The organism is Pleurocapsa sp. FMAR1, from assembly GCF_963665995.1.
GTDB lineage: Bacteria > Cyanobacteriota > Cyanobacteriia > Cyanobacteriales > Xenococcaceae > Waterburya.
The window spans coordinates 2,282,567-2,307,783 of the sequence record NZ_OY762512.1; the positions used below are offsets into that span (position 1 = coordinate 2,282,567).

The 25,217-nt window shown below is 39.7% G+C and carries 24 protein-coding genes and 1 tRNA gene; 11 read left to right on the plus strand and 14 right to left on the minus strand.

Going from position 1 to position 25,217, the window contains the following annotated elements; all coding sequences use genetic code 11:
* Nucleotides 1-187: 187 nt before the first annotated feature.
* From SLP02_RS11105 to SLP02_RS11115, 3 genes are all read left to right on the plus strand, one after another.
* Nucleotides 188-1,150, plus strand: a complete 963-nt coding sequence (locus SLP02_RS11105; protein ID WP_319420720.1) for an AAA family ATPase — start codon at nucleotides 188-190, stop codon at nucleotides 1,148-1,150.
* A gap of 109 nt (nucleotides 1,151-1,259) precedes the next feature.
* Nucleotides 1,260-2,465: an argininosuccinate synthase gene (locus SLP02_RS11110; RefSeq protein ID WP_319420721.1), complete on the plus strand. Its 1,206-nt coding sequence runs from the start codon at nucleotides 1,260-1,262 to the stop codon at nucleotides 2,463-2,465.
* A gap of 167 nt (nucleotides 2,466-2,632) precedes the next feature.
* Nucleotides 2,633-3,007 carry a diacylglycerol kinase gene (locus tag SLP02_RS11115; RefSeq protein ID WP_319420722.1) on the plus strand — a complete coding sequence of 125 codons (375 nt, stop codon included), beginning with the start codon at nucleotides 2,633-2,635 and terminating at the stop codon, nucleotides 3,005-3,007.
* A gap of 177 nt (nucleotides 3,008-3,184) precedes the next feature.
* Here SLP02_RS11115 and SLP02_RS11120 read toward each other — a convergent pair whose 3' ends face one another.
* From SLP02_RS11120 to cofH, 5 genes are all read right to left on the minus strand, one after another.
* Nucleotides 3,185-3,598 carry a type II toxin-antitoxin system HicB family antitoxin gene (locus tag SLP02_RS11120; RefSeq protein ID WP_319420723.1) on the minus strand — a complete coding sequence of 138 codons (414 nt, stop codon included), beginning with the start codon at nucleotides 3,596-3,598 and terminating at the stop codon, nucleotides 3,185-3,187.
* A gap of 14 nt (nucleotides 3,599-3,612) precedes the next feature.
* Nucleotides 3,613-3,789, minus strand: coding sequence for a type II toxin-antitoxin system HicA family toxin (locus SLP02_RS11125; protein WP_319423672.1), 177 nt, complete (start codon nucleotides 3,787-3,789; stop codon nucleotides 3,613-3,615).
* 658 nt (nucleotides 3,790-4,447) lie between these two features.
* The gene (locus tag SLP02_RS11130) at nucleotides 4,448-5,794 is read right to left on the minus strand and encodes a UDP-glucose dehydrogenase family protein (protein WP_319420724.1); all 1,347 of its coding nucleotides are present in this window, start codon (nucleotides 5,792-5,794) and stop codon (nucleotides 4,448-4,450) included.
* Nucleotides 5,795-5,910: 116 nt separating this feature from the next.
* A complete protein-coding gene (locus SLP02_RS11135; protein ID WP_319420725.1) occupies nucleotides 5,911-6,849 on the minus strand; it encodes a UDP-glucuronic acid decarboxylase family protein in 939 nt (312 codons plus the stop codon).
* A gap of 104 nt (nucleotides 6,850-6,953) precedes the next feature.
* Nucleotides 6,954-8,099 carry a 7,8-didemethyl-8-hydroxy-5-deazariboflavin synthase subunit CofH gene (gene cofH / locus SLP02_RS11140; protein ID WP_319420726.1) on the minus strand — a complete coding sequence of 382 codons (1,146 nt, stop codon included), beginning with the start codon at nucleotides 8,097-8,099 and terminating at the stop codon, nucleotides 6,954-6,956.
* Between the two features lie 68 nt (nucleotides 8,100-8,167).
* On the opposite strand from cofH, the gene SLP02_RS11145 reads away from it, so the two are divergent.
* Entirely contained in the window at nucleotides 8,168-8,713 is a 546-nt protein-coding gene (locus SLP02_RS11145) for a protein-tyrosine phosphatase family protein (RefSeq protein WP_319420727.1), read from the plus strand.
* Here the strand turns inward: SLP02_RS11145 and SLP02_RS11150 are convergent.
* Both SLP02_RS11150 and SLP02_RS11155 read right to left on the minus strand, forming a co-directional pair.
* Nucleotides 8,710-9,063 carry a c-type cytochrome gene (locus SLP02_RS11150; protein WP_319420728.1) on the minus strand — a complete coding sequence of 118 codons (354 nt, stop codon included), beginning with the start codon at nucleotides 9,061-9,063 and terminating at the stop codon, nucleotides 8,710-8,712. The two genes, SLP02_RS11145 and SLP02_RS11150, sit on opposite strands and share 4 nt — an antisense overlap.
* Nucleotides 9,064-9,249: 186 nt before the next feature.
* Nucleotides 9,250-10,587: a dihydrolipoamide acetyltransferase family protein gene (locus SLP02_RS11155; RefSeq protein ID WP_319420729.1), complete on the minus strand. Its 1,338-nt coding sequence runs from the start codon at nucleotides 10,585-10,587 to the stop codon at nucleotides 9,250-9,252.
* 391 nt (nucleotides 10,588-10,978) lie between these two features.
* Here SLP02_RS11155 and SLP02_RS11160 point away from each other — a divergent pair, with 391 nt between their 5' ends.
* Nucleotides 10,979-12,295 carry an Nramp family divalent metal transporter gene (locus SLP02_RS11160; protein WP_319420730.1) on the plus strand — a complete coding sequence of 439 codons (1,317 nt, stop codon included), beginning with the start codon at nucleotides 10,979-10,981 and terminating at the stop codon, nucleotides 12,293-12,295.
* A gap of 195 nt (nucleotides 12,296-12,490) precedes the next feature.
* Here the strand turns inward: SLP02_RS11160 and SLP02_RS11165 are convergent, their stop codons facing one another.
* The 3 genes from SLP02_RS11165 to SLP02_RS11175 form a co-directional block, all read right to left on the minus strand.
* Entirely contained in the window at nucleotides 12,491-13,192 is a 702-nt protein-coding gene (locus SLP02_RS11165) for a nuclease-related domain-containing protein (protein WP_319420731.1), read from the minus strand.
* A gap of 187 nt (nucleotides 13,193-13,379) precedes the next feature.
* The gene (locus tag SLP02_RS11170; protein ID WP_319420732.1) at nucleotides 13,380-13,712 is read right to left on the minus strand and encodes a HepT-like ribonuclease domain-containing protein; all 333 of its coding nucleotides are present in this window, start codon (nucleotides 13,710-13,712) and stop codon (nucleotides 13,380-13,382) included.
* Nucleotides 13,709-14,002, minus strand: a complete 294-nt coding sequence (locus tag SLP02_RS11175; RefSeq protein ID WP_319420733.1) for a nucleotidyltransferase family protein — start codon at nucleotides 14,000-14,002, stop codon at nucleotides 13,709-13,711. Before SLP02_RS11175 ends, SLP02_RS11170 begins: the two co-directional genes overlap by 4 nt.
* A gap of 181 nt (nucleotides 14,003-14,183) precedes the next feature.
* Here SLP02_RS11175 and SLP02_RS11180 point away from each other — a divergent pair, with 181 nt between their 5' ends.
* Both SLP02_RS11180 and SLP02_RS11185 read left to right on the plus strand, forming a co-directional pair.
* Nucleotides 14,184-14,669 carry a GNAT family N-acetyltransferase gene (locus tag SLP02_RS11180; protein ID WP_319420734.1) on the plus strand — a complete coding sequence of 162 codons (486 nt, stop codon included), beginning with the start codon at nucleotides 14,184-14,186 and terminating at the stop codon, nucleotides 14,667-14,669.
* 28 nt (nucleotides 14,670-14,697) lie between these two features.
* The gene (locus SLP02_RS11185) at nucleotides 14,698-15,738 is read left to right on the plus strand and encodes a glucokinase (protein ID WP_319420735.1); all 1,041 of its coding nucleotides are present in this window, start codon (nucleotides 14,698-14,700) and stop codon (nucleotides 15,736-15,738) included.
* Nucleotides 15,739-16,398: 660 nt separating this feature from the next.
* On the opposite strand, the gene SLP02_RS11190 is transcribed toward SLP02_RS11185, so the two are convergent.
* Nucleotides 16,399-17,217 carry a PHP domain-containing protein gene (locus SLP02_RS11190; protein WP_319420736.1) on the minus strand — a complete coding sequence of 273 codons (819 nt, stop codon included), beginning with the start codon at nucleotides 17,215-17,217 and terminating at the stop codon, nucleotides 16,399-16,401.
* Nucleotides 17,218-17,572: 355 nt separating this feature from the next.
* On the opposite strand from SLP02_RS11190, the gene SLP02_RS11195 reads away from it, so the two are divergent.
* Nucleotides 17,573-19,327, plus strand: a complete 1,755-nt coding sequence (locus tag SLP02_RS11195) for a glycosyltransferase family 39 protein (protein WP_319420737.1) — start codon at nucleotides 17,573-17,575, stop codon at nucleotides 19,325-19,327.
* A 53-nt stretch (nucleotides 19,328-19,380) separates the two neighbouring features.
* On the plus strand, nucleotides 19,381-21,018 hold the full coding sequence (locus SLP02_RS11200; protein ID WP_319420738.1) for an ArnT family glycosyltransferase: 1,638 nt from the start codon (nucleotides 19,381-19,383) through the stop codon (nucleotides 21,016-21,018).
* Nucleotides 21,019-21,043: 25 nt separating this feature from the next.
* Here the strand turns inward: SLP02_RS11200 and SLP02_RS11205 are convergent, their stop codons facing one another.
* From SLP02_RS11205 to SLP02_RS11215, 3 genes are all read right to left on the minus strand, one after another.
* Nucleotides 21,044-21,535, minus strand: a complete 492-nt coding sequence (locus SLP02_RS11205; RefSeq protein ID WP_319420739.1) for a DUF302 domain-containing protein — start codon at nucleotides 21,533-21,535, stop codon at nucleotides 21,044-21,046.
* 54 nt (nucleotides 21,536-21,589) lie between these two features.
* The gene (locus SLP02_RS11210; RefSeq protein ID WP_319420740.1) at nucleotides 21,590-22,384 is read right to left on the minus strand and encodes a TrmH family RNA methyltransferase; all 795 of its coding nucleotides are present in this window, start codon (nucleotides 22,382-22,384) and stop codon (nucleotides 21,590-21,592) included.
* Between the two features lie 60 nt (nucleotides 22,385-22,444).
* Nucleotides 22,445-22,529, minus strand: a tRNA-Leu gene (locus SLP02_RS11215).
* A gap of 158 nt (nucleotides 22,530-22,687) precedes the next feature.
* Between SLP02_RS11215 and murA the strand changes: the two genes are divergently transcribed.
* Together murA and SLP02_RS11225 are read left to right on the plus strand one after the other, a co-directional pair.
* Nucleotides 22,688-24,037 carry a UDP-N-acetylglucosamine 1-carboxyvinyltransferase gene (murA, locus tag SLP02_RS11220; RefSeq protein WP_413467365.1) on the plus strand — a complete coding sequence of 450 codons (1,350 nt, stop codon included), beginning with the start codon at nucleotides 22,688-22,690 and terminating at the stop codon, nucleotides 24,035-24,037.
* Between the two features lie 194 nt (nucleotides 24,038-24,231).
* Entirely contained in the window at nucleotides 24,232-24,984 is a 753-nt protein-coding gene (locus SLP02_RS11225) for a sulfotransferase family protein (RefSeq protein ID WP_319420741.1), read from the plus strand.
* Nucleotides 24,985-25,217: the final 233 nt, after the last annotated feature.

Here is a 25,217-nt window from a genome sequence, read left to right on the forward strand (position 1 = left end):
TTTTAGTTGATACAAATGAGTTGATAAGGAGACGGGGAGGGCGTGTGCAATAGCGGTGATATTATTTGTCTTAGATATTTTCTAAATTTATATAAATTACAAATTGCTGAGAAATATAGTTTTGCTCGAATGTATGGGCAACATAGATAGGAAACATCACTAACCGTATCAAAACAAAATAGCTATTGTGACTCAAATAAACTCAGTAATCAGCGATGTTGCTGGTAAAGACATATATGAAAAAATTTATCACAACATTCAACGGGTAATGCAAGGGCAGTCAACTGCTATTAGAAACCTCTTGGCTGGTTTTGCCAGTGGGGGTCATGTTCTTTTAGAAGACTATCCTGGTACAGGAAAAACTACCTTGGCAAAAGCTTTAGCTTATTCTATTGATGCTAAGTTTAAGCGTATTCAATTTACCCCCGATCTCTTGCCGTCAGATATTACAGGCATTTCTATTTTTGACCAGCAAGAAAGTTCTTTTAATTTTCACCCAGGACCAATCTTTGCCAATATTGTTTTGGTAGACGAAATCAACCGTGCCTCCCCTCGCACTCAGTCTGCCTTATTAGAGGCAATGGCGGAGTCTCAGGTAAGCGTAGATGGTCAAATTAAAAAACTAGAGGACTTATTTTTTGTCATTGCTACCCAAAACCCAGTGGGTTCACATGGCACATATCCTTTACCCGAAGCTCAAATGGATCGTTTTGCCCTTCAGTTCAGTTTAGGATATGTTTCTCCTGCCGATGAAGTGCAAATTTTAGCTTCTCAGATGCAAAGTCATCCTCTCGATCATATTAAGCCCTGTATTTCTCTATCTGAAGCGATCGCCCTCAAACAACAGGTAGAACAAGTTAGAGTCAGCGACACCATGAAACAATATTTAGTTGATTTGGTTAACGCTACTCGTACTTTTGAAGGAGTGCAGCTAGGAGGAAGTCCGAGAGGCTCTTTAGCACTGATGAAGGTAGCACAGGCTTTGGCGTTATTTGATGGTTATGAATTTGTCACCCCCGAACATATTCAGGAATTAGCGGTATCCGTAATTGCTCATCGCTTGGTTATGCAGCCTCAAGCTCGTTTTTCAGGTCAAACTGCCGCGGGAGTAGTGCAAGAAATTTTGAGGAACATTCGTGTACCTGCTTAGATTTTGGGCTTTTCTGGCAAAATTTTCGGAAAATGTGCAAAAAAAACGCTTTGGGAGTCAGCTTTTGGGTACAATACCCCATTAGTTATCAAAAGGGGCAAAATTAATTATGGGACGCGCAAACAAAGTTGTCTTAGCTTATTCGGGTGGAGTAGACACCACCGTATGCATTCCTTATCTCAAGGAAGAATGGGGAGTCAAAGAAGTAATTACCCTAGCTGCTGACTTAGGACAGGGAGACGAACTAGGGCCAATTCAGCAAAAGGCATTAAAGTGTGGTGCATCTGAATCTTTAGTAGAAGATGCCACCGAAAGCTTTGTACGCGATTACGCTTTTCCTGCAATTCAAGCCAATACTCTCTATGAAAATCGCTATCCCTTGTCTACGGCTTTGGCACGTCCTTTAATTGCTAAATTGCTAGTAGAAGCAGCAGAAAAATATGGGGCAGATGCGGTAGCTCACGGCTGTACAGGCAAAGGTAACGACCAGGTGCGATTTGACGTGGGCATTATGGCACTAAACCCCAGTCTCAAGGTGTTAGCTCCTGCTAGAGAGTGGGGCATGAGTCGGGAAGAAGCTATTTCTTATGGTGAGAAGTTCGGTTTTGAATTTCCCGTGAAAAAGTCTTCTCCTTTTAGTATCGATCGCAATTTACTTGGTCGCAGTATTGAGGCAGGCCCTCTAGAAGATCCGATGGTAGAGCCTCCTGAAGAGATTTTTGTGATGACCAAGGCGATCGCCGATACTCCCGATCAGCCAGAATACGTTACTATCGGTTTTGAACAGGGTCTACCTATTAGCATCAACGGTGAAAAGCTTGCTCCCGTTGCCCTCATAACTAAGCTAAACGAGCTTGCAGGTAAACACGGTGTCGGACGCATCGATATGTTAGAAAATCGTGTCGTGGGTATTAAATCGCGCGAAATCTACGAAGCACCAGCTTTATTAGTTTTGATTCATGCTCACCGTGACTTAGAAAGTCTTACCCTAACAGGAGATGTTACTCAATACAAACGTGGTATTGAACAATCCTACGGCGAATTAGTTTATCGTGGCTTATGGTATAGTCCTCTCAAAGCTGCTTTAGATGGCTTTATTCAAAATACTCAAGAAAGAGTTTCAGGAGAAGTCAGAGTTAAGTTGCATAAAGGCAACGCCATCATTGTTGGTCGTCAGTCGGACAATTCTATCTACACTCCCGATCTTGCTACCTATGGCGCAGAGGATGAGTTTGACCACAAAGCAGCAGAAGGCTTTATCTATATTTGGGGTCTACCTACTAGAGTTTGGTCACAAAAAACGAGAGGTCTTTAATTAGGTCATTATATTTAACGTAAGGGCGATTCGCCCTTACGTTAAATCATGTGGTTTTTGTTGGGATATAACTATACACCCATTCACACTAACTGCAATAAGCGAGAGATTGCCAGCTATAGCAATTTGTGCGCTCAGTGCAGCCCCTTAAAGTATGTGATTAAATAATGAATAACAAGTTTCGCACACCCAGTTATCGCCCCATCCGAAAGCTAAAGGTTATCTTATCGGGTCTTCAGATTGCAGTAGTAACTGATTTTAGTGTTGCTTATAAAGTTGTTTTATCGATTCCAGTCTTAATTGCTTCCTTTTTTTTTCGACAATGGGTAGATGTCAGTTTGATATTACTGGCAATGGGGATAATGCTGATTTCTGAATTGTTTAATAGTGCGATCGAAGTTTTGTGCGATTTTGTAGAGCCTCAGCAAAATGAGCAGATCCGAATCACTAAAGATATTGCCGCAGCAGCTACTGGTCTTAGTATCTTGATGTGGGCAGCAATTTTACTTATCGAAAGCATCCGTCTTTTTCAGCTACGGTAAGAGAATAGTGTTCAGTTGTCAGCCAGCTAACACATCACGACAGCGATCTTAAAATTAATTTTCCCAATTATTTTTTGGTTTTCTAAGCTAATTTATCTAAGTGCGATAGTCAATTATTGCTGATCTCTGACCTCTGACTTTGAGCATCAACGTTGAATTTAATTTTGTTCAACTATCTTATTGATTAGCTTTACCATGAACTGCAATATACTCAAGTGCTGCATCAGCTAGTAATTTAGAGCGTGTTTTGTTGGAATTTTTGGCGAAAGCATCAACTTTTCCTAGTATTCTTTCTGGCATTGATATATTTATACGCTGCGTTTTTCCACCTAGCTTGGATAAATCCACATCAACTAATGCCCATGTTCCTCCTTGATAATCTGGTTGATTGACATATTTTTCTATTGTTTTCCCTAAAGGTAAATTTTCCTCGTCTAACAATATTCCTTCTAGATGACACTCTATTGCCTCTACTGCATTACTTAAGGCTTTTGCCATCGTATCTCCCGCCGAAAAGCATCCAGGTAAATCTGGTACTGTTACACCGTAATCAGATTCTGGATCTTTGTGGATCACAATTGGATAAATCATGCTTGAGTTACTTTCTATCTTGTTTTCCAGTCCCACTCTGCTTGCTTAAATATAATTTTTAGTGTACCTATAGGTAAGTCTTTCTTCGGATGTGGAACTGTTATTTTGTTTTGCTTGTTTGGATGTTTGTATTGGTGATGGCTACCACGAATATTTACTAGCTCCCAGCCTTCCTGCTTAAGTCTAGATATTACTTCACGGCTATTCTTTTAACTATTATACACACCATACACAAAATTAAAATTTGAAATGCCAGAAATCACTTTAGTATTAAACGCAGTTTGGCTGGTCTACAAACCAGTTTTCCTTCAGATGCCAAACATATTGCTGGCTAACTATACAAAAAATGCAAAGCAGAAAAACCGCAGATGGATTTTCTAATCTAACTTGACCTTGATTTAAAAATGAGGATTAATCTTTAAGGCGATCGCTCTTATAGTTTGATTCAAGTCACTGCAAGAACAGATAAAAGACAACAATATTAAACAAATATTTAATATTGCTGCGATGAAAGATTTTAAGATTGAACTACAGAAGCTTGCTCAAATAAAGAAGTACTATAGATTAGAAGCTCATCCTTTAAAAGATAAAAATAAAACAGCACTGATAGGCATAATTAAGGGAAAAGCTGTGAGTATTTCAGTCGATTATGTTGCAAAAACTATATCGTATAAGTCAATAGGACACAGCGAGATTACACACTATTGTCGCTAAATCATAAATTTAAAACTTATGGTTTAACTGAAAATACGTTTAAAGTTTCATAATAAAAAATGCAAAGCAGAAAAAACCGCTTTGCACTGTTAATAAAATATATGAGTTAAACGACCAACCTTATTTGTTCAATGTTTATCTACCCATGCCAATGTAGCGCATACCAGCAGCTTGAATAGCTTCGCGATCTAAGAAATTTCGTCCATCAATTATTAGAGGATTGTTCATTAACTTGACTATTTTAGTAAAGTCTAGCTTGAGAAATTCTTTCCAGTCGGTAACTAAGACCAAAGCATCACAACAGTCTGCCAGCATTTCGGCATTGCCTTCAATTCTTACATTTGAAAGACCATGACTCAAGCCTGATTGAGAGACAATAGGATCGTAGGCTTTGACTCTTGCACCAAGACGATTGAGTTGCTCAATTAAGTCTAGTGCAGGGGCATCTCTCATGTCGTCGGTGTCTGGCTTGAAGGTCAAACCTAATAAACCAATGGTTTTACCCTTGAGAATTTTTAGCTCATTTTGTAGCTTCTCTAAAGCTAGCAAGCGTTGACGCTGGTTAACGTTGATAGCTGCTTTCAGCAGTTCGGATTCATAACCATAGTCATCAGCAGTGTGAACCAAAGCGGACACATCTTTGGGGAAACAAGAGCCACCCCAACCAATACCCGCACTCAAAAATTTACCGCCGATGCGTGAGTCTAAACCAATTCCCGCAGCAACTTGAGTTACGTCGGCACCAACGCGATCGCATATATTGGCTACTTCGTTGATAAAGCTAATTTTAGTTGCCAAAAAAGAGTTGGCAGCATACTTAATCATTTCGGCTGAACTCAAGTCCGTGACTACGACTGGTACAGGAGAGGCGGACTTATCTATAGCATACTCTCTAGTAACTAAGGGACTATAAAGTTCCTGCATCATCGAAATTGCCTTATCACTATTACCACCTAAGACAATGCGATCGGGGTTGAAAGTATCATATACTGCTGAACCTTCACGTAAAAATTCAGGATTGCTAACCACATCAAAAACTGGTTCTACATTGCTACCAGCTTCTTTATTGCCATCTAATACCAGCATTCTTACCCAGTCACCAGAGCCAATTGGCACGGTTGACTTGTTGACAATTACTTTATATTCACCTTGCAAATGAGTCCCAATACCCCGCGCTACGGCCTCTACATAGCGAGTGTCACTTTCTCCTGTAGGTAGGGGTGGTGTACCGACAGCTATGTAAAGGATCTCTCCGTGGCTTACACCTTTTGCCAAATCAGAAGTAAAAATTAACTTTCCAGATTCAGACGAAGACTTCATTAGTTCAGACAAACCTGGCTCATAAATAGGTGATTGTCCAGCCTGCATCAACTTAACTTTTTCTTCGTTGTTATCGACACAGATTACATCGTGTCCGATATGAGACAAACATACACCCGTAACCAAACCGACATATCCCGTACCAATAACGCAAACACGCATAGAACTTATTAACCTCTTGTATTATTTACTGAAATTTTTTTGATGTGCATTAATAGAAATTAAAATCAAAAACTCGAAAGTAAGGATATATATTACTTCTCTTTTACCAATTTTGTCTAAGCTTCTCCACTGGCGATTCGAGAACGAAAGTCTTCAATAGTCATTTTCAGTCCCTCTTCTAGGTCAATAGTAGGTTTCCAACCTAAAAGATTTTTAGCCTTGGTGATATCAGGTTGTCTTTGCAAAGGATCATCTTGAGGAAGTGGCTCAAAAGTTAATTCCGCATCAGGATTAACCATTTTTTGAATAGTTTCAGCTAGTTGCAGGATCGTATATTCTCCAGGGTTACCAATGTTAATTGGTCCAATGTGTTCACCGTTCATCAACCGCATCATACCTTCAATGAGATCGGCAACATAGCAAAAGCTGCGGGTTTGTGAACCATCGCCATAAACAGTTAAAGGTATGCCTTTGAGAGCTTGAACAATAAAGTTACTGACTACACGACCATCGTTTTCAAACATCCTCGGCCCATAAGTATTAAAAATACGCATTACCCGCACGTCTACGTTATTTTGACGATGATAATCAAATGCTAAAGTCTCAGCTACCCGCTTGCCTTCATCATAACAACTGCGAATACCAATAGGATTTACGTTACCGCGATATTCTTCGGGTTGAGGATGCACATCAGGATCGCCATACACTTCTGAAGTAGAAGCTAGTAAAAACCTAGCATTAACCCGCTTGGCTAAACCGAGCATATTTAATGTTCCCAACACATTGGTTTTGATGGTTTTGACGGGATTGTATTGATAGTGAACTGGGGAAGCAGGACAGGCAAGATGATAGATTTGATCTACCTCTAAAGAAATTGGCTCGGTAATATCATGACGAATCAACTCAAAATAAGGATTGTCTAGCCAATGCCTAATGTTACGTTTATGACCAGTAAAAAAATTATCTAGACAGATTACATCATGACCTTGCTTCATCAAGCGATCGATTAGATGGGAACCAAGGAAACCAGCACCACCAGTTACTAATACTCTCATGTAACTATTTTTTACTTTTTACTATTGTCAGATAACAATACTAAACTAACCTTGGCATATTTGGGATACTTGAGTTTGTTTGTAAAATTGAAACAAGATATACTTCATAAATATTTATAGACAGTATTTCTTTCTTGGTAGCGACGATTTAGAGTTGCGATCGCCTGTTGTAAATTCTCTACTGACATATAGGTGCCTCCTTGCGCCCCTGCCATGGTGGTAATATGTTCTTCCATTAAGGTTCCACCAATATCGTTACAGCCACACTCCAGGGCTTTTTGCGCTCCTTTTAGACCAATTTTTACCCAGCTTGGTTGGTGATTGGGTATCCAGTTACCTAAGAAGATGCGGGCAACGGCAGTTAAATGCAATACTTCTGCTACATCTGGCTGATCTCTACCGACGCGACTACGAATAGGGGCAGGGGCTTCTTGCCCGACAAAAGGTAGAATAATAAACTCGGTGATTTTGGCTGGATAATTATTAGCAACGGCAGTTTGCTGGAGCGATCGCAATTTTGCCAGATGTTCTATTTGCTGTTGTTTGGTTTCAATATGACCCGATAGCATCGTACTAGTAGTAGGTATGCCCAAACGATGAGCTAAACCAATTATCTCCAGCCAAGTCGCACTATTAATCTTTTCAGGACAAATAACATTTCTTACTTTATCGTCGAGTATTTCGGCTGCTGTGCCAGGCATTGAACCTAAACCAGCTTCTTTTAAAGCTAACAGCACTTTTTCATAGCTAATGCCGTCTTCTCTAGCAATAAACTGGATTTCTTGGGGAGAAAAGGCATGAAGATGTAACTGGGGAAATTTATTTTTAATTTCCTTAACAAGATTGAGATAGTAAGCTAAAGACTCGCCGTTTATTTTTGCCTGAAGATTTAAACCCCCCTGCATACAGATTTCTGTTGCGCCAATTTCGACTGCTTCTGTTGCTTTAGAAATGATTTGAGAACTATCAAGCCAAAATGATCCCGCTTCATCAGCATCCCGACGAAAAGCGCAAAAACTACAGTGCTGTTCACAGATATTGGTAAAGTTAATATTGCGATTAACTACATAGGTTATGGTATCTCCTACCTGCTTTTGTCTGAGATTGTTGGCAGTTGTGGCGATCGCACTTTTAACTTCCGAATCTTGTTGAAGCAGATAAATTCCCTCTTCTACCGAAATATCTTCCCCTTTTTCTGCCCGTTCTAAAATACCTGTAACTGTGCTTATATCCTGAACTTGATAAACCACTTATATTAATTAAGATCTCAAAATATTACTTTCTCCTATGGTCATTATATTGGAAAGACTATTATTGTATGTATAAATTTGCTCCTGCTGCTGACGAAGAATCGATAGTATTTGGTGCTGCAAGACCTAAATACACGCAAGAGTCTATTGAGCAGTGGATTGAGTTTATGCGAAAAAAGGAGATTAAAAAAGTTTGTTGTTTGCTGGAGCAAAATCGCCTCAATCGTTACCCAATAGACTTATTAAAAACCTATAGTCAGAATTTTACTCAAGAATGTGTATTATGGCAGCCAGTTAAAGATTTTCAGATTCCTTCATCAAAAATATTAATCGAGCGCATTATTCCCTTTCTGATTTCAGCAGACAAACAAAATCAAAAAATAGTAGTTCATTGTTCTGGAGGGGTTGGCAGGACTGGAATAGTCTTGGCTTGTTGGTTAATCAGTCAGCGCGAGTTTTCTAATCAAGAAGCCATATCTAGCGTCAAGCAAAATAAAAGAAATCCTCATGAAGCACTAATTGCTGCCTTATTCAGATGTCAAAATCCCGCTCAAGTTAAACAACAGCTAGATTATCTTTTTAATGATTGTCGCCACGCCTTTGAACAATATTAATTTATTTGCTGCCAATTTTGTTCTGCCCTTTGAAGTACAAAAGCACTGACATCTGCTATTTGTTCGGGAGTTAACTTATCTCCATAAGCTGACATAATACCCTTACCATTAGTTACTATCGATGCGATCGCCTCTTGACTATCCATTTTGTATTTATGGAGAGCTTTTGACTTTAGATTTTTGCCCCGTCGTACAATATTTCCTCCCTTGGCATGACACCCAGCACAGTTGGCTTTGAATACCTTTGCGCCACTATCAAGATTAGTAGTAACATCAGCCAAAACAGGAGAGCTAACGGAAGTAAATAAAGTAATTATAGCAACGGCAATAATAGCGATTAATTTTTGCAAAATAGATAGTCTCTTTTTAAATTAGTTAAAGAAGAATAGAGTAAAGGGCTTCGCCCTAGCTATTAGTTTTAATCAGACAAGATATTAAACCTTGCCTGATTGCAGACATCTTATAGACAATGATGTTATAAACCCGTTTAGCTTAGAGCTTAGAGCTTATAGCTTTTCGATAAAATTCCCAGCATCTTAAAGCGTCAAAGACTGAGCATCAGTCTCAATCAAAGTTGCTAAATCTTTTAAGAAAGCTGCTGCTTGTGCGCCATAAATAATACGGTGGTCAGAAGTGATATTAACCTTCATCTGACGTTTGACACCCATCATGCCTGAATCATCAGCAACTAGCTGAGGTTTTGAACCACCAACGGCTAAAATTGAACCTTGTCCTGGAGGTAAAATGGCATCAAAATTATCTACTCCAAACATTCCTAAGTTAGAGAGAGTAAATGTACCAGTACTATATTCTTCGGGCTTAAGCTGCTTAGATCTAGAGCGGTTTACTAAGTCTTTCCAGGTGCGAGATAGAGAATAAATATCCATTTGATCCGCATTACGCAATACAGGAGTAATTAAACCACCATCGGGCATTGCTACCGCTACTGCCACGTTAATTTGGGAATTATAGCTAATCGCATCTTGAGTGTAGCTAGCATTAACTTCTGGATGCTTTTGCAGGGTAACGGCGATCGCTTTTGCCAACAATGCCGTCATAGTCACACCTTTGGGCTTAATTTGCTTATAAAGCCGATCTAAAGCATCAGTGGTGATGGTATATGCCACATGAAAAATAGGCACCTGTAAACTTGCCATCATGTTTTGTACCACTGCTTTTTGCAAAGTATTAAGAGGTACAGTTTCGCCAGAGCCAGCATTTACAGCAGGAGCAGGAGCAGGAGCAGGAGCAGTAACTGGTTGGACAGCAGCAGCCACTACCGCAGGAGCAGCGTTAGCAGTAGCCATAGGAGCAACACCAATGGGAGTTGCAGCAGGAGCAGTAACAGGTTTTCCTGATGCTTGTTCTACATCACCTGCGGTAATTCTGCCATAGGGACCACTTCCCTGAAGGGTTTCTAAGTCCACTCCTAGTTGTTTTGCTAATTTTTTAGCTCTGGGTGAAGCAACAGTCCTACCAGAGCCATTGCTACTACCGTTGCTTGGTGCGGTAGTGGTAGCAGTAGCCGTTTCTACGCTTGGAGGTGCGGTGACTGCTGTAGGTGCCGCTTGGGAGGGTGCGCTTGCGCCTCCTTGATGAGATGCAGCTTGCTTTTTAGCTTCTTCAATTTCTGCCTCAGTTTCGGCTATCAAAGCGATCGCACTACCTACAGGTGCTTCTTGTCCTGCTTCGACCATAATAACTGCCAGATAACCTTCATTAAAAGACTCTACGTCCATATCGGCTTTGTCCGACTCTACAACTAATACCGTTTCCCCTTTTTCTACCTTATCTCCAGCAGTTTTTGTCCACTCGACGATTTTACCTTCGGTCATGGTGGAACTAAGGGCGGGCATAAATATATCGTGAATCATGGTGTGGGATCTTTACTCTTATAGTTAATATATTGATAATTGAATTTAAAGACAACAGAATAGTTCTTCTTTACTTTGTAGCTATATTCTGCATTGATTACAACTTAAAGATGATAACATTTATCGCAATTTCATTCCTTGTAAGGTCTAGATTACTAGAGCCAAGACATACTCAAGCTGCTCTTCTTTGCCCACTCTCATTTACTATAAGTTAAAAAAAACAAAAGTCGTGTTTAGTTGACAATCATTTTGGAAACTGGTTTTGATTGTCAGTTTTTCAAAAGCGATCGCTAATTAAAGGATGATGAATCAAATCTTTTCATAATCATTTTCTTTTCTCGCCTTTATGGTACATTTAAAAAAAATGAGAAGATTATGAGATGGCTTAGGGATGATCCAAAAAGAACGAACTGTTTCTTTACCAGAAGTACACCGCACGATTAAGGTGCCAGAACGAGGTGGTTTCTGGCGTAAGATGCTTGCTTATGGAGGGCCTGGATACCTCGTTGCCGTAGGTTACATGGATCCTGGTAACTGGGCAACTGACTTAGCTGGTGGCGCCCAATTTGGCTATATGCTGCTGAGTGTTATCTTACTCTCTAACTTGATGGCGATCGTGTTGCAGGCGCTTTGTGTCAAGCTGGGGGTGGCAACGGGACGAGATTTGGCACAAGCCTGTCGGGACAATTACAGTGCGCCTGTCAGCTTTTTCCTGTGGATTTTATGTGAGATTGCGATCGCCGCTTGTGACTTAGCAGAGTTAGTCGGAAGTGCGATCGCCTTGGAACTCTTGTTTGGCATTCCCTTAGCTATAGGTGTTTGCATCACAGCTTTGGATGTCATAATGGTGCTGTTTTTGCAAGGTAAAGGCTTTCGCTACGTCGAAGCTTTAGTGATTACTATTATGACTGTGATTGGTGTTTGCTTCATCGTTGAATTAATCGTTTCTCGTCCTGATGTAGCCGATGTTCTCCAAGGCTTTATCCCTCAGTCAGAAGTGGTGCGAAACCCAACGGCACTTTACATCGCGATAGGAATTTTGGGGGCGACTGTCATGCCCCACAACCTTTATCTACATTCTTCGATTGTGCAAACGCGCGCTTGGCAAGAAACTCCTGAAAAAAAGCGTGAAGCCATCAAATTTGCCACTATTGATTCAACCGTTGCCTTAACACTTGCTTTGTTTATTAACGCTGCTATTTTAATTTTATCGGCGGCAACTTTCCACTTTTCCAATCATCAAGATGTAGCAGAAATTCAAGATGCGTACAAGTTGCTGTCACCTGTGCTGGGATTTGCGCCTGCAAGTATCCTCTTTGCGATCGCCTTGCTGGCATCAGGACAAAACTCGACCTTGACTGGAACTTTAGCTGGACAGATTGTAATGGAAGGGTTTTTGCAAATTCGACTTAGACCTTGGCTACGACGCTTGCTGACTCGTATGGTAGCGATTGTTCCAGCCCTTTTAACCATTTTATTTTTGGGAGAAGGTAGCACTACTAATTTGTTGGTTCTAAGTCAGGTAATTCTCAGTTTACAGCTTTCTTTTGCCGTGATTCCACTGGTAATGTTCACTAGCGATCGCCGTTTGATGGGAGAGTTTGTCAATCCTCGTTGGCTCAAAATTTTGGCTGGAGCAGTTGCTACAATTATCGTCGGTTTGAATCTTTGGCTGCTATGGCAAACATTTCTGGAGTGGCTCAATTAACAATGAACAACAGCATTTTATAATCAGAGATTGGCTGGAAAGCATTCCAAATTCTAGGAAGATTAATCGAACTTTGTAAATTGTCTTGATTACTATAACTTCTAAAGCAGGACACATAAAAGCGCAGCGTTCAGCGACAACTAGAATTTCTAACAGTGAACCAAGATTCCAATTCCGTCCGTTGCAACGCAATTGTTAGCCGAGAAATTTCAAGAGTGATGTTAACTTAGATTTTTCAACCACGTACACTTTGCGTAGCTTTTCAGAAGGTAGCGATACCTTAGCATCAGAAAATGCCAAAATCGGAGTCACAAAATTGAAGCCTTTTTGTTTTTTTACCTGTAAAGCTTGTCTCATGGTTTGAGCAATAAAGTCCTTTTCAAACGGATATTTTGTTCTTCCCATACAGCGATATAATTGCTTCCCATCCGTTGTCACCTTACCTTTATGGGATTTGACATCGATTACATACGCTTTGTTTTGAGGAGAGATACATACAATATCAGCATCTCCCAGTTTGTTACCTAAGTACATACCATACTCAACTTGCCAACCTTCATGCTCTAGCTGAGATATTTCTTTGCCAATAGATTCTTCTCCTTCAGCACCTTGATCGGCATTATTAGCTTGCTTCCATAAAAAAACAGCATTTGTTGCTAATCCTAAAGCAATGACAATAAACGGCACATATAATATAGGCGACCAATTTAACGAAGACTGTGGTTGAGAAGAATTATTAGGGGAGAGTTGCCTCAGAAGTTTATCAAAAGTTTTGACCAGAAAAATTGGCAGAAAAAAGACGAATCCTGCCGAGGCGAACGAAGTGACTGCCTTCATTCGCCTTTTTAAAGCTAGTTTACGTATATTCTGCCCTGCTTGACGACCTAGTTTAGGCATAAGAACTGATGTTGTTGAAAGCAAAATTCTCTCAGGAAAACCCAAGGCGGTTTTGTAAGCTAGCTATTTATTAGACACAAACTCTTCTTAGATATTAACTCTACAATTTTCATTTTATATACTCTCTAGTATCACAAAGCGATCGCCTGAAAGCCCATAGCCAATTCAAGTAAAGCAATTGATCGGATTACTCTTCTTTGAGAATTAAATTAATTTGTTTTTTTAGGATCGGTATTTCTTGCTCAATTATTTGCCAGATGATTTTCAAATCTACTCGAAAATATTCGTGAACTAATAAGTTGCGGAAGTCAATAATATCTCGCCAAATGATTTTTGGATATTGTTTATGGGTGGCAGCAGCCATAGATCTTGCAGCTTCACCAATTATTTGTAGTTGCAGGAGTATCCAACTTTGTATTAGTTCGTTAGCGAAAAATTCTGCCTTTCCCTGAATTGCATACTTTTCAATGTTATTAATTGCTTCTTGAATGTCCCGTATTCTTTCTAGATCGCTCCTCATAGGGTTAAAGACTCTAGAAGAACTTCATCGCGGATTCTTGCTTTTAGCCCTTCGGTGGTTACTACATCTACTTTGATGCCTAGTAAGTTTTCGAGATCTCGTATAAGGCGCACAGGAAACCATGGGCTAATTTTATCTAGGTCGTAATCTACTAGCAGATCTAAATCGCTGTTGTGGTCAGCTTTTCCTTTGGCAACAGAACCAAATACCCGCACATTGAAAGCTCCATGTTGTGCAGCAATTTCTTTGATTTTTTCTTTTATGGCTGGGGTTAAATCATCGAGAGTCATGGCTACACTTCAAAGGAACTAAATTAATTTTAACGACTCACATAAATATTTTTTGTAACAAACTTTTTGTCTTTTAGTATCGTTTTCTATTTGCTCGATAGCTGGATCGCTGTAGCAAACGGTAAAGTCAAATATTAGAATCAATAAAAATTTTAGCTATTGTTTTGAATTTATCGACATAATGAAGCAGAAATATCAGGAGTTTATAATCAGAGATTGGCAAAAAGGCGATCGCATGGCAGCAGCAGAGGTAATTAGAACGGTATTAGAAGAATATGGTTTGCCTTGGCAACCAGAATTGGCAGATCGCGATGTGATTGAGATTGAGTCGGCATATCTAGAGACTGGAGGGGAATTTTGGGTAGTTGAGAAAAATTCGACTATAGTAGGCACGGCAGCATATCAACCGATAAGTAGAGGACAAAACGCCGTTGAAATTCGCAAAATGTATTTATTGCCAGAAATTAGAGGCAAGGGATTGGGTAAATATTTATTGCAGGAGTTAGAAAAAGCGATCGCCGTTAAAGATTATCAAGAAATTTGGCTAGAAACTGCATCTATATTAAAAGAGGCAGTAGTATTATACGAACGCAGTGGCTATCAACCTGTTAATGATGTGGAAACAGAAAGATGTGATTTGGCTTATCTTAAAAAAATACATCCTTAGATATTTATAGATAGAAACAAAATAAGATATGTTTTTACTAGCTGGAGATATTGGCGGAACTAAGACGATTTTACGTTTAGTAGAAGTCACTGAAGTCACGCTGACAGAAAAGACTTTTAAAACGGTTAAGGATGCACAGTATATTAGTGCTAGTTTTCCTGATTTGGTGCCGATGGTGCGGGAGTTTTTAGCACAGGATAAATACATTAAACCCCAAATAGCCTGTTTTGCGATCGCTGGTCCCGTTGTTAATAATACCTGTAGCCTCACTAACCTCAACTGGGTTCTGGATACACAACGGCTAGAAATGGAATTAGACATCCCTCAAATTAGCCTGATTAATGATTTTGCTGCCAATAGCTTTGGCATTTTGGGCTTAAAAGATTTTGATGTCCATACCCTACAGGCAGGAGAAGCCAGAGAAGATGCGCCCATCGCCGTAATTGGTGCAGGAACGGGATTGGGGCAAGCTTTTCTAATTCCTCAAGGGAAAAAATATCAAATTTTTGCCAGCGAAGGAGGACACGCAGATTTTGCCCCTCGCAATGATTTGGAAATCAAGTTACTAAAATATTTGCGGACTAAATTAAACGTCGAACATATTTCCGTAGAAAGAGTAGTTTCTGGACAGGGAATTGCCTCTATTTATCAGTTTTTGCGAGATACTAATTTTGCGACCGAATCGCCTGAAATTGGCGATCGCATCAAAGCTTGGGAAAAAGAACCGAAAAAAATTATCGATCCTGCTGCAATTATTGCTCAAGCGGCATTTAAACAAAGCGATCGCCTGTGTGAAAAAACAATGACCATGTTTATAGAAGCTTATGGCGCAGAGACTGGTAATCTGGCTTTAAAACTGCTTTCCTATGGTGGAATTTACATTGCAGGAGGAATTGCAGCCAAGGTTTTACCTTTAATGCAGGAAGGTAGATTTCTAGATACTTTCAAGGAAAAGGGCAGAGTTAGTACTCTGATCCAAGAAATTCCTGTCCACATTGTTTTAAATCCCCAGGTAGGTCTAGTTGGTTCGGTACTTTATGGGTTGCAGCACCAAGACATAGATCATTGAACCTCAAGCAGGTTGATTAAACTCAAGTCTATTCCTAAAATCTACTAATATAATTTGAACAAAAATGACTCGTCTTTAAGACATTTGTAAACGTGATTTTTAGCGATATAGGTCACACTTTCTGCTAGCCATTTATGTTCTTGAGGATTGTTTACATAATTAGAGAAAACATCTATTACGCCTAATGTGAATTGACTTTTTGACTATCAGCTTATAAAAAGTCCAATATTTTAAGAGAAATAAAGATTTTTTTGATAACCTAACTCAAGCAGATTCAATTTTTCATCTAGATAATTAGAAATTAGCTGATGAGTGAAATCATGATTAATGTTTACGGAAGACGGCACTTAAAGGGGCGAATACATTCGCCCCAAGGGTCGTCACGTCAACGGACATCACAAGGGGGCGAATGCATTCGCCCCTCGTGTCCTCCCCAACAGGCGAGCGACCCCCTAAAGGGTTCAACAGTTTGCTTATGCCGGGAAACCCGTCCACCGCAACTGTCTCACCGCGTCGCCGTCAGGCGCAAGGGAACGCGCGAGATTGGGGTCTGGGGGAAAGTTCCCCCAGTATTATATTTTGGTTTTTACAGACAAATTTTGAATAAAAATAGAAGAATCAGCTTTTTTTTATTCACATTAGACATCTATTACATTTTTCTTACCTAGCTGCTTGCTTTATTGGCTCAAGTAGATTTAAAGGTAAATTAAACTGATTTAGCTGCCAGCGTTCGTTTTCGGGATGTTCTAAATCATAGCCGTGATAATCTGTACCGCCTGTCATCAGGAGATCGTATTGCTGACATAGTTCTTTGAGACGATTTACTTTATTAGCAGCATGGTGAGGATGATAAACTTCAATGCCCATTAATCCCGCCTCAACTAATTCTGGTAAAACTTCCTCTACTTTGCCACCGCGAAATAAGTAGGGATGCGCCCAAACTGGTACTCCACCACAGTCACGAATTAAGCCAATTCCTGCTTGGATCGAAAACTTTTCATAATGAACATAGGCTGGCTGATCTTCACCGAGAAAACAGGCAAAAGCTTCTTGAACAGAATTAACATAACCTGCTTTTACCATAGCACTAGCGATATGAGGACGACCCAAAGCCATGTTGCCTTCCAGATTGGTTATTTCTAAGGGATAACCCATCGCTGCTAGGTTAGCTACCATTTCCTTCGCTCGACGCTTTCTACCTGCTAAACGCTCTGCCAAAGGTGCTTCTAGTAATTCTCTTTGAGGATAATAGCCTAATATATGCAGCGATCGCTCGTTGTGAACAGTACTTAATTCTACTCCTGGGACGATTTCCATATTGTGGGGAGTGGCTGCTGCGATCGCCTCATCCCAACCCTGTAGGGTATCGTGATCCGTAATTGCCAAAGCTTTAACCCCTGCCTTTGCTGCCCTTTCTACTAGCTGCTGCGGAGTTAATATGCCATCAGAATAGGTGGTGTGGGTATGTAGTTCAATCATGCTCTTTGTAAGGGAATAAGTAAAGAAATAGCTATTAGCTCTGGTTAAAAACTAACGCTTAGAAACCAACCTCAACGAAATTGGCGTTGCACCTTCATGGGATGGTAGAGGCTTAGGGGACTGGGGGACTGGGGGACTAGGGGAATCATTAATTTTCTTTGTTCATAATCATATATGCGGCAAACCAGGCACCTTTGTGCAGCTATGCAACGCTCGAAATTTATAGTTAGCTGCTTGAACTATAGAAGTCAGAAAATCAAAAACTACTTTTATCAATCGGATTTAGCCTGATTTGATTTTCGACAAATTAGTTAAACTCAAGTTTATTCCTAACTTATCAACTTTTTTGTCATAAATGTTGAAACAAAGTAAAAATCGCTCTAACAACAGTAGCAATTGGCTTCATCTACTGTTATTACTAGGCTGGTTAGCAATTGGTATGGTTCTAAGATTCACCAATTTAGATGCTAAACCTGCATCCTCGATTGAAATTGCGACTATGGGTTTTAGTTTAGGTCATGGTTTTACCCAGATTCCCCTAGATCGGGTTATTTCCGAATCAACTTTACTATCTCCCTTAAGATTTGATGCAGCAGTAAATTATGCCGATGTAGTCAACCGCTTGATGACGGAAAGTACCCATCCACCACTCTATTTTTGGTTAACCTTTTGGTGGACAAAGCTATTTTCCAGTAATGGAGAAGTAGATGCTTCTTTAGAGATTGGGCGATCGCTAAGTGCTATTTTCGGTGGTTTAGCAATTCCCGCTATCTTTAGTTTGAGCTGGGTAGCTTTTCGTTCTCGGTTAGTAGCTCACCTAGCAGCAGTATTGATGGCTGTTTCTCCCTATGGTATTTACCTTGCTCAAGAAGCTCGTCACTATACCTTGAGTATCTTATGGATTATTGCTTCACTCACCTGTCTAATGGTGGCTACTCAGTGTATCGCTCGGCGGACTAAGCTACCAATCTGGGTAGGCTGCATCTGGATATTAGTTAACGGTCTTGGTATGGCAACTCATTATTTCTTCTGTTTGGCTTTGGGGGCAGAAACATTGGTAATAATGGGACTGTGGTATTGGGACTTTAACAGAAAGGGGCAGGCTCAATTTAGCTTTAGTTATTGGTGGTCTATTGGTGCTGTAGGTTTGGGAACATTGGTCGGCTGTCTGGTATGGCTACCTGTAGCTAGCGGTATTTCTAGTAACGAATTAACTGATTGGGTTCAAACCAGTTATGACTTAGATGATATTTGGCAGCCCATTCCTCGATTGCTAGCTTGGTTGATTACGATGGTGATGCTATTGCCCATTGAAGGTGTACCTACAGAGGTAATAGTCATCTCAGCTTTAGTAGTTGTGTTGTTTTTAATCTGGCTGATACCAGCTTTAATTCGAGGCATTAAATCATCACTCAATAGCGAACTGATGCCCTTAAGAGTTTTAATCGGTTATTGGCTAGGAGCAATTCTAATTTATTTAGTGGTTATCTATGGATTAGGTAAAGACATTTCTTTAGCTGCTCGTTATCACTTTGTTTATTTTCCAGTAGTTATAGTTTTGATGGCTGTGGCTTTGGCTAATTGCCAAGCTTCTCAAGTTAAAGTATTGAGCAAAACTAAACGCCATTGGTTTTATGCCGAGGGAAAAAGAGTAGCAATAATTGTTCTGTTGATGGGATTTATTGGCTCTCTAACCGTGATTAACAATTATGGATTTCAAAAATCTCGACACTCAGATAGTTTAGCAAATCATATTTTAGCTACCTCAACAGTTCCCAGCATAGTTACCATGACCTACGAAACTTCTTCCCAACTGCGAGAATTAATCGCCCTGGCACTCTCTTTTGAGCGTGTAAGCTCTCAGACTAAATCTTTATCCCAGTCAAAATTACCTCAATTTTTATTAGTTCAACAGAAAGATACAAATAACCAAGATATAGGCTTTTCTAGCTTAACTAAAATTCTGGCATCGCAGCCTAAACCATTAGATTTATGGGGTATAAATTTAAAAGTAGATTCAGAGAATTTGAATCAGCTTAACTGTATTGAAGATAGCCAATCTCAATTATCAAATAGTGGTTATAAAAATCATTTGTATCATTGTCGCTAAAGTATCCTGAGCCTAATGAACCTCAAGCTTTAACTATTTTATAATTAATTTTCATGAAACAAGAGCGATATCTTTACCTAACTCTGGCGATCGCCTTAATCTTATTACTGATTAACCTCAATAGTTGGGGTGTTCTCGAAGCTAGTGAAGCTCGTTATGCGGAAATTAGCCGTGAAATGTTTCGCTCTGGGAATCTGCTTCAGCCAACGCTGCTTAATATCTTTCACTTTCATAAGCCACCTGTAACCTTTTGGCTGACAGATTTAGGGTTTGAGTTATTTGGTATAAATGCTTTTGGAGCGAGATTTTTTTTGCAGTTTTCCCTAATTTTGCAGGGTATACTAATCTATCTTATTAGCCAGCGATTGTTTGCAGTGCGGGTTAGATCGATTTTAGCTGTTATTATCTATCTTTCTTTTCCCCTCAGCATAATGTCGGCTCGTAATCTAACCACCGACAATTTTCTAACTACGTTAGTGCTAGCGGTTATCTATGCTATGACTGTTTACTATTGTCAGAGGCAGGTATGGGGTATTTATGCTGCTGCTTTGTTTGTTGGCATCGGCTTTTTGACTAAAGGACCAGCTATTTTTGTCGTGCCTTTTTTCTATTGGTTTTATTTGCTAATTGCGCGTCGGGTGAACTACCGAGTGCCAATTAAGCATTTAGTAATTTCCTTGATTTTGTGTCTGACTTTGGGGCTTTCCTGGTATGTGGTGGTTGCTCAACAGCTACCATCCCTCACCGATTATTTTCTAGGACGGCAACTGGCAGACAGGGTACTAGACGCAGAGACTTTTGATCGAACCGAACCAGGATGGTATTACCTGCTTATTTTTAGTACCACTACTTTACCTTGGTTTTTCATTTATATTGCTAGCTTATTTCGTCCAGGCTACAGGCTAGTAAAAAATGTTGATGCTCGTCAGCTTTCTTTTTACTGGCTGCTGCTGCCATTTATCATTTTTAGTTTAACTAGCTCAAAGCTAATGATGTATCTATTGCCAATCTATCCAGGGTTGGCAATGATTTTAGCTGGTTTAATTACCGAGATGAATAACTCTGACCTTAAATGGTTTACGAAGATGTTTATCGGGTTTTACTGGCTGCTGGGGGCGATCGCTTTGTTTGCTCCATTTTTTATCAGCGTCTCAGGAGCAGATTTGACAATAACTTGGCAAATGATAATTTCAGCACTGTTTATATTTGCCTTACCAATATTGATCTATCGGTTAGTGAAACATGATTCTAGATTGCGACTGAGTGCGATCGCCTTGTTTTCCATGCTGACTTTCATTGTCTACGGTGGTTATTTAATTGGCGCAAATGAGCTATCGTTCGGCGGTACTCGTCCGATTGCCAAATTCATTCAGGCTCAAGAGTTAGAGGATGAACCTGTTCTAGTTTACAACAAGCTTTTGCCATCTTTGGCTTTCAACCTCGACCGCGACATTATTACTCTCAACGACGGTGGCGTAGAGCGCGAAACTCAATTTCAAACTAACGATCAATGGAAAAGATTTTGGATAGACATCCGTGAGCCAACTTCAGTAGAACCCTTGAGAAATCTTGTCCAATCGCCTTCGGTTCTAGTTACGAAAAACAAGCTGCCTGACCAGTGGAGTTGGATAACACAAAGCTACAATAAGTCCAAATCCCTGGGCAAATGGACTATCTACTATCAATCTTAAATTTCTAAGTTACCTTTATCTGGTATTACTTAGTTGCTGCTTCGGTAATACCTTTTAAGGCTCCAGAAACTTTTTCTAAGACTTGATCACAGCCATTAATGTTATGACGTTGCTGAAGATATTCAGAAGAATTATAAATAACCTGAGTTTGATTATTATCATCCTGCAAAACCAGAATCTTCTGAGGCAAATCGATCGCCGTTGTCGCCGAACATTTCATCAGGGGTGTTCCCACTTGAGGATTGCCAAAAATTAGTAATTGGGTTGGTTTTAATTCCTCTCCCACCTTTTTAGCATTAGCACTATGATCGATCCGACTAAAAAGTGTCAAACCTTTTTCTTTGATAATTTTTTCTAGGCGATCAGTGGTTTCTGCCACACTATAAGGACTTGAAACAGTAATTAAACCATTATCTTCGACACTTGTATCAGCAACATTTACTGCTTTTGCAGTTTCAGAATTATCTTGGGCTATTTCCTGCTGACTACAGGCGGTACAGATAACAAATATCGACAAAAATAAAAGTTTTAACGAGCGATTCATACTGTATGGGCAAACGGCTGTTCACCCTTAATTGATTATTGATTGTCTTTTGGCTTCATATAATAATAAAGCAGTAGCAACTGCTACATTTAAGGATTCTACCCCGTTTGCCAAAGGAATTTTAACCTGCTCATCGGCGATCGCCATTAAATCTGATGATAATCCTGCACTCTCGTTACCTAATAAAAGCAGGGTAGGACGAGTAAAATCTACTTGCCAGTAGCTTTTGTTAGCCTGAGAAGTAGTAGCAACTATCTGTGCGCCTGCTTGCTGATGCTGGCGAACTACCTCAGAAAAATTTTGAGCAGTAGCAATGGGGACGCGAAACCATTCTCCTACGCTCGCTCTAAGCACTTTGGGACTATGGATATCCACGCTATCGTCACTTAGCCAGATACTATCAACGCTGGTGGCTGCTGCGGTGCGAATAATTGTGCCTAAGTTGCCAGGATCTTGTAGCCTTTGCAAAGCAATTCCCAGCTTGGTTTTAGAGATTGCTGGTTCATAAGCTAGACGAGGTGCGATCGCTACTACCCCATCTGGATTAACCGTTGTCGCGATCGCATTCAAGACTTCTAAACTAACAAGCTGAGTTTTTATCTCTTTTTCGGCAATTTTTCGGCATAATGGCTGATGATTTTCCTGCCAACGTTCTGTGTAAAAAACAGTATCTAACTTATAATCTACTTGGCAAGCTGCCTCAACTAAATTTGTGCCTTCTAAAAGCATCAGGTTTTGCTTAGTTCTTTCCTTAGAGCGATGCAGCTTACGAACCTGTTTTATTAAGGGATTTTGAATGCTAGTTAAAATTGTCTTGTTCACTAACTATTGACGAACAGCATTATTCAAAGTAATACTTTGGTTGCTAATTGCTAATTAAGATGCGGAACTCGGGACTTGAACCCGAATGTTTTAAGCAAACACTAGAATCTGAATCTAGCGCGTCTACCAATTCCGCCAGTTCCGCAGAAAATTTGCCCATGACTCTCATTATTATTGACTTCTATTACTAATGTCAAACTTCAAATGATTTTAGTTGAATTATTAAAAACCAATTTTTCAACTGAATTAAATAGAGTCTGCCTTAGCTCAAATTAATATTTTTATCATCAAGAGGACAAAGCCATTAACTCTATCTCTAACTTAACCAAAACCAGTGTAGAAAAGCCTCAAGCTGTATTAGAAATCTGGGGACGCACTTCTTTAAAAGGAAAAGTACAAATTAGTGGTGCCAAAAATTCGGCTCTTGTATTGATGGCAGGAACAATAATGTGTCCTGGCAAATGTATCTTGCGTAATGTTCCTAATTTAGTGGATATTAAACGCATGGGGCAAATTCTTACATCTTTGGGAGTCAAGCTAAAGCAAGATGGTGATGTTCTAGAAATCGATGCCCAGGAAATCATCCCAGCAGAAGCTCCTTACGACGTAGTTTCTCAACTAAGAGCCAGCTTTTTTGTGATTGGACCTTTACTTACCAGACTGGGAACAGCCCGTGTTCCACTGCCTGGAGGCTGCGCTATTGGCGCGCGCCCTGTAGATCTTCATGTGCGCGGTTTGCAGTCGATGGGGGCAAACGTATCTATTGAAGACGGTGTTGTTCATGCTAATCTCGTCGGTAGCAAACGCCGTTTGCAAGGGGCAAGTATATATCTAGACTATCCCAGCGTCGGCGCAACAGAAACTATCCTCATGGCAGCAACGTTAGCCGAAGGAATAACCAAAATTGAAAATGCTGCTCAAGAACCAGAAATTGTTGATTTAGCTAATTTCTGCAATCAAATGGGAGCAAAAATAAGTGGTGCAGGCACAAATACTATTACTATTCAAGGCGTTACCGAACTTTATCCTCTAGATTACAACGTAATTCCCGATCGCATTGAAGCAGGAACATTTTTAGTTGCAGGGGCAATTACCCACTCAGAAATTACCCTCACCTCGATAATTCCCGAACATCTAGCCCCTGTCATTGCCAAACTCAAAGAAATTGGCTGTCAGGTATTAGTAGAAGATGAGATCGGTAAGACATTTGGCGGTAATATCAAATCCAAGTGTTTACGACTTATCCCAGGAGAACTTCACGGCACAGATATCGAAACCCTTCCTTATCCTGGTTTTCCCACGGATATGCAGGCACAGTTTACTGCTCTTTTGAGCATCAGCAAAGGCAATAGCGTTATTAGTGAAACCGTATTTGAAAATCGCCTCCGCCATGTAGCCGAACTACAGCGCATGGGAACAAACATTCGGGTTAAGGGTCATCATGCGATCGTCCAGGGTGTATCCTTTATCTCTGGTGCGCCTGTCATGGCAACTGATTTAAGAGCCTCCGCTGCTCTAGTAATAGCTGGTTTGGCAGCCGAAGGTAAAACCACCGTTCATGGTTTACACCACTTAGATCGCGGTTATGAAAACCTAGAAGACAAACTGCGGAGTTTAGGAGCAAAACTAGAGCGTGTAATACCTGCTAGTTAGTTTATCGCTCACAAATTATTAAAGCGATCGCCTGAGAGATTTTTCTTGAAGGGCGATCGTTAGAGGGTTATAAAGGGGTTGATTATCACTTTAGATTTGACTTAAGCTCTAAAATAAGTAATTTTCTCAATTGACAATAGCAGCAGAAAATTATCTAGAAAAAATCGTCTTAATTACCTCAGCTAAAATTATATATGAGTTTAATCAATTTACTCAAAAATTCGGTCTCTAAAAAGCTTAATAATAATCAAAGTAGATTGATTCGTAATTTTGTAGAGCCTCCTTCTTTATATTCAAAACTATCAAAACAGTCAACTCTTATTCTAGGATGTCAACGAAGTGGGACTACTTTAACTTTTCTAATACTAAATTCTCATCCTCAAGTAAAAGGGATTGACGAAACCGAAACTGGCTATTCTTTTCCTCATCAGAGTATTCTATACCGCAATTCAATTAATAATTACCTAACTTGTTTGAAGCTGCCTAATCAAACTTTCAATTTTAAATATATAACGCAACATTATCCGCAAACAAAAATCATTTTTCCGATTCGCAATCCTTATTCGGTTGTTTCTTCTATGCGCTCATTTGCTATTCAAGCTAAAACTAAACAGGGAAATTGGCTAAATTGTTTTGCCAAGGAAGAGCTTTTGAGTTTAGATTCTTCTTTTTTGCCTGATATTTTATCTCTCGATCTAGATAGTTTAGACGAAATATCTTTGGGAGCTTATATGTGGAAGTATAAAAATATGGCACTTGATAAGTATAAGAAAGCAGGATTTGATGTTTTTGTTTTTAAATATGAAGATTTATTAGATAATCCGCCAAAAGTTATTACCAAAATTATAGATTTTCTAAATTTAGATTGGGATGATATTGTTCTCAACCATCACAAATATTATGAGCAGGATGAAAGAGGATATCCAGGCGGAACTCGTGGAGATTGATCGATAAACAAATCAAACCAGAAACGCAAGCATAATTTATCTAAACACGAAGTTGAATTAATTACTTCAATATGTCACGAGCAATTAATTGGTTATGATTATAAAAATCTGTTTGATAGTAAATAAACCGATAGATGTTTCCAGACGGATTATGTTTAGTCTATTGGTTTGTCCACGAGCTGCCTAAACTATATTAAGTAGGTGGGCGTAAATAACTGCAAAACCAGAAAAAC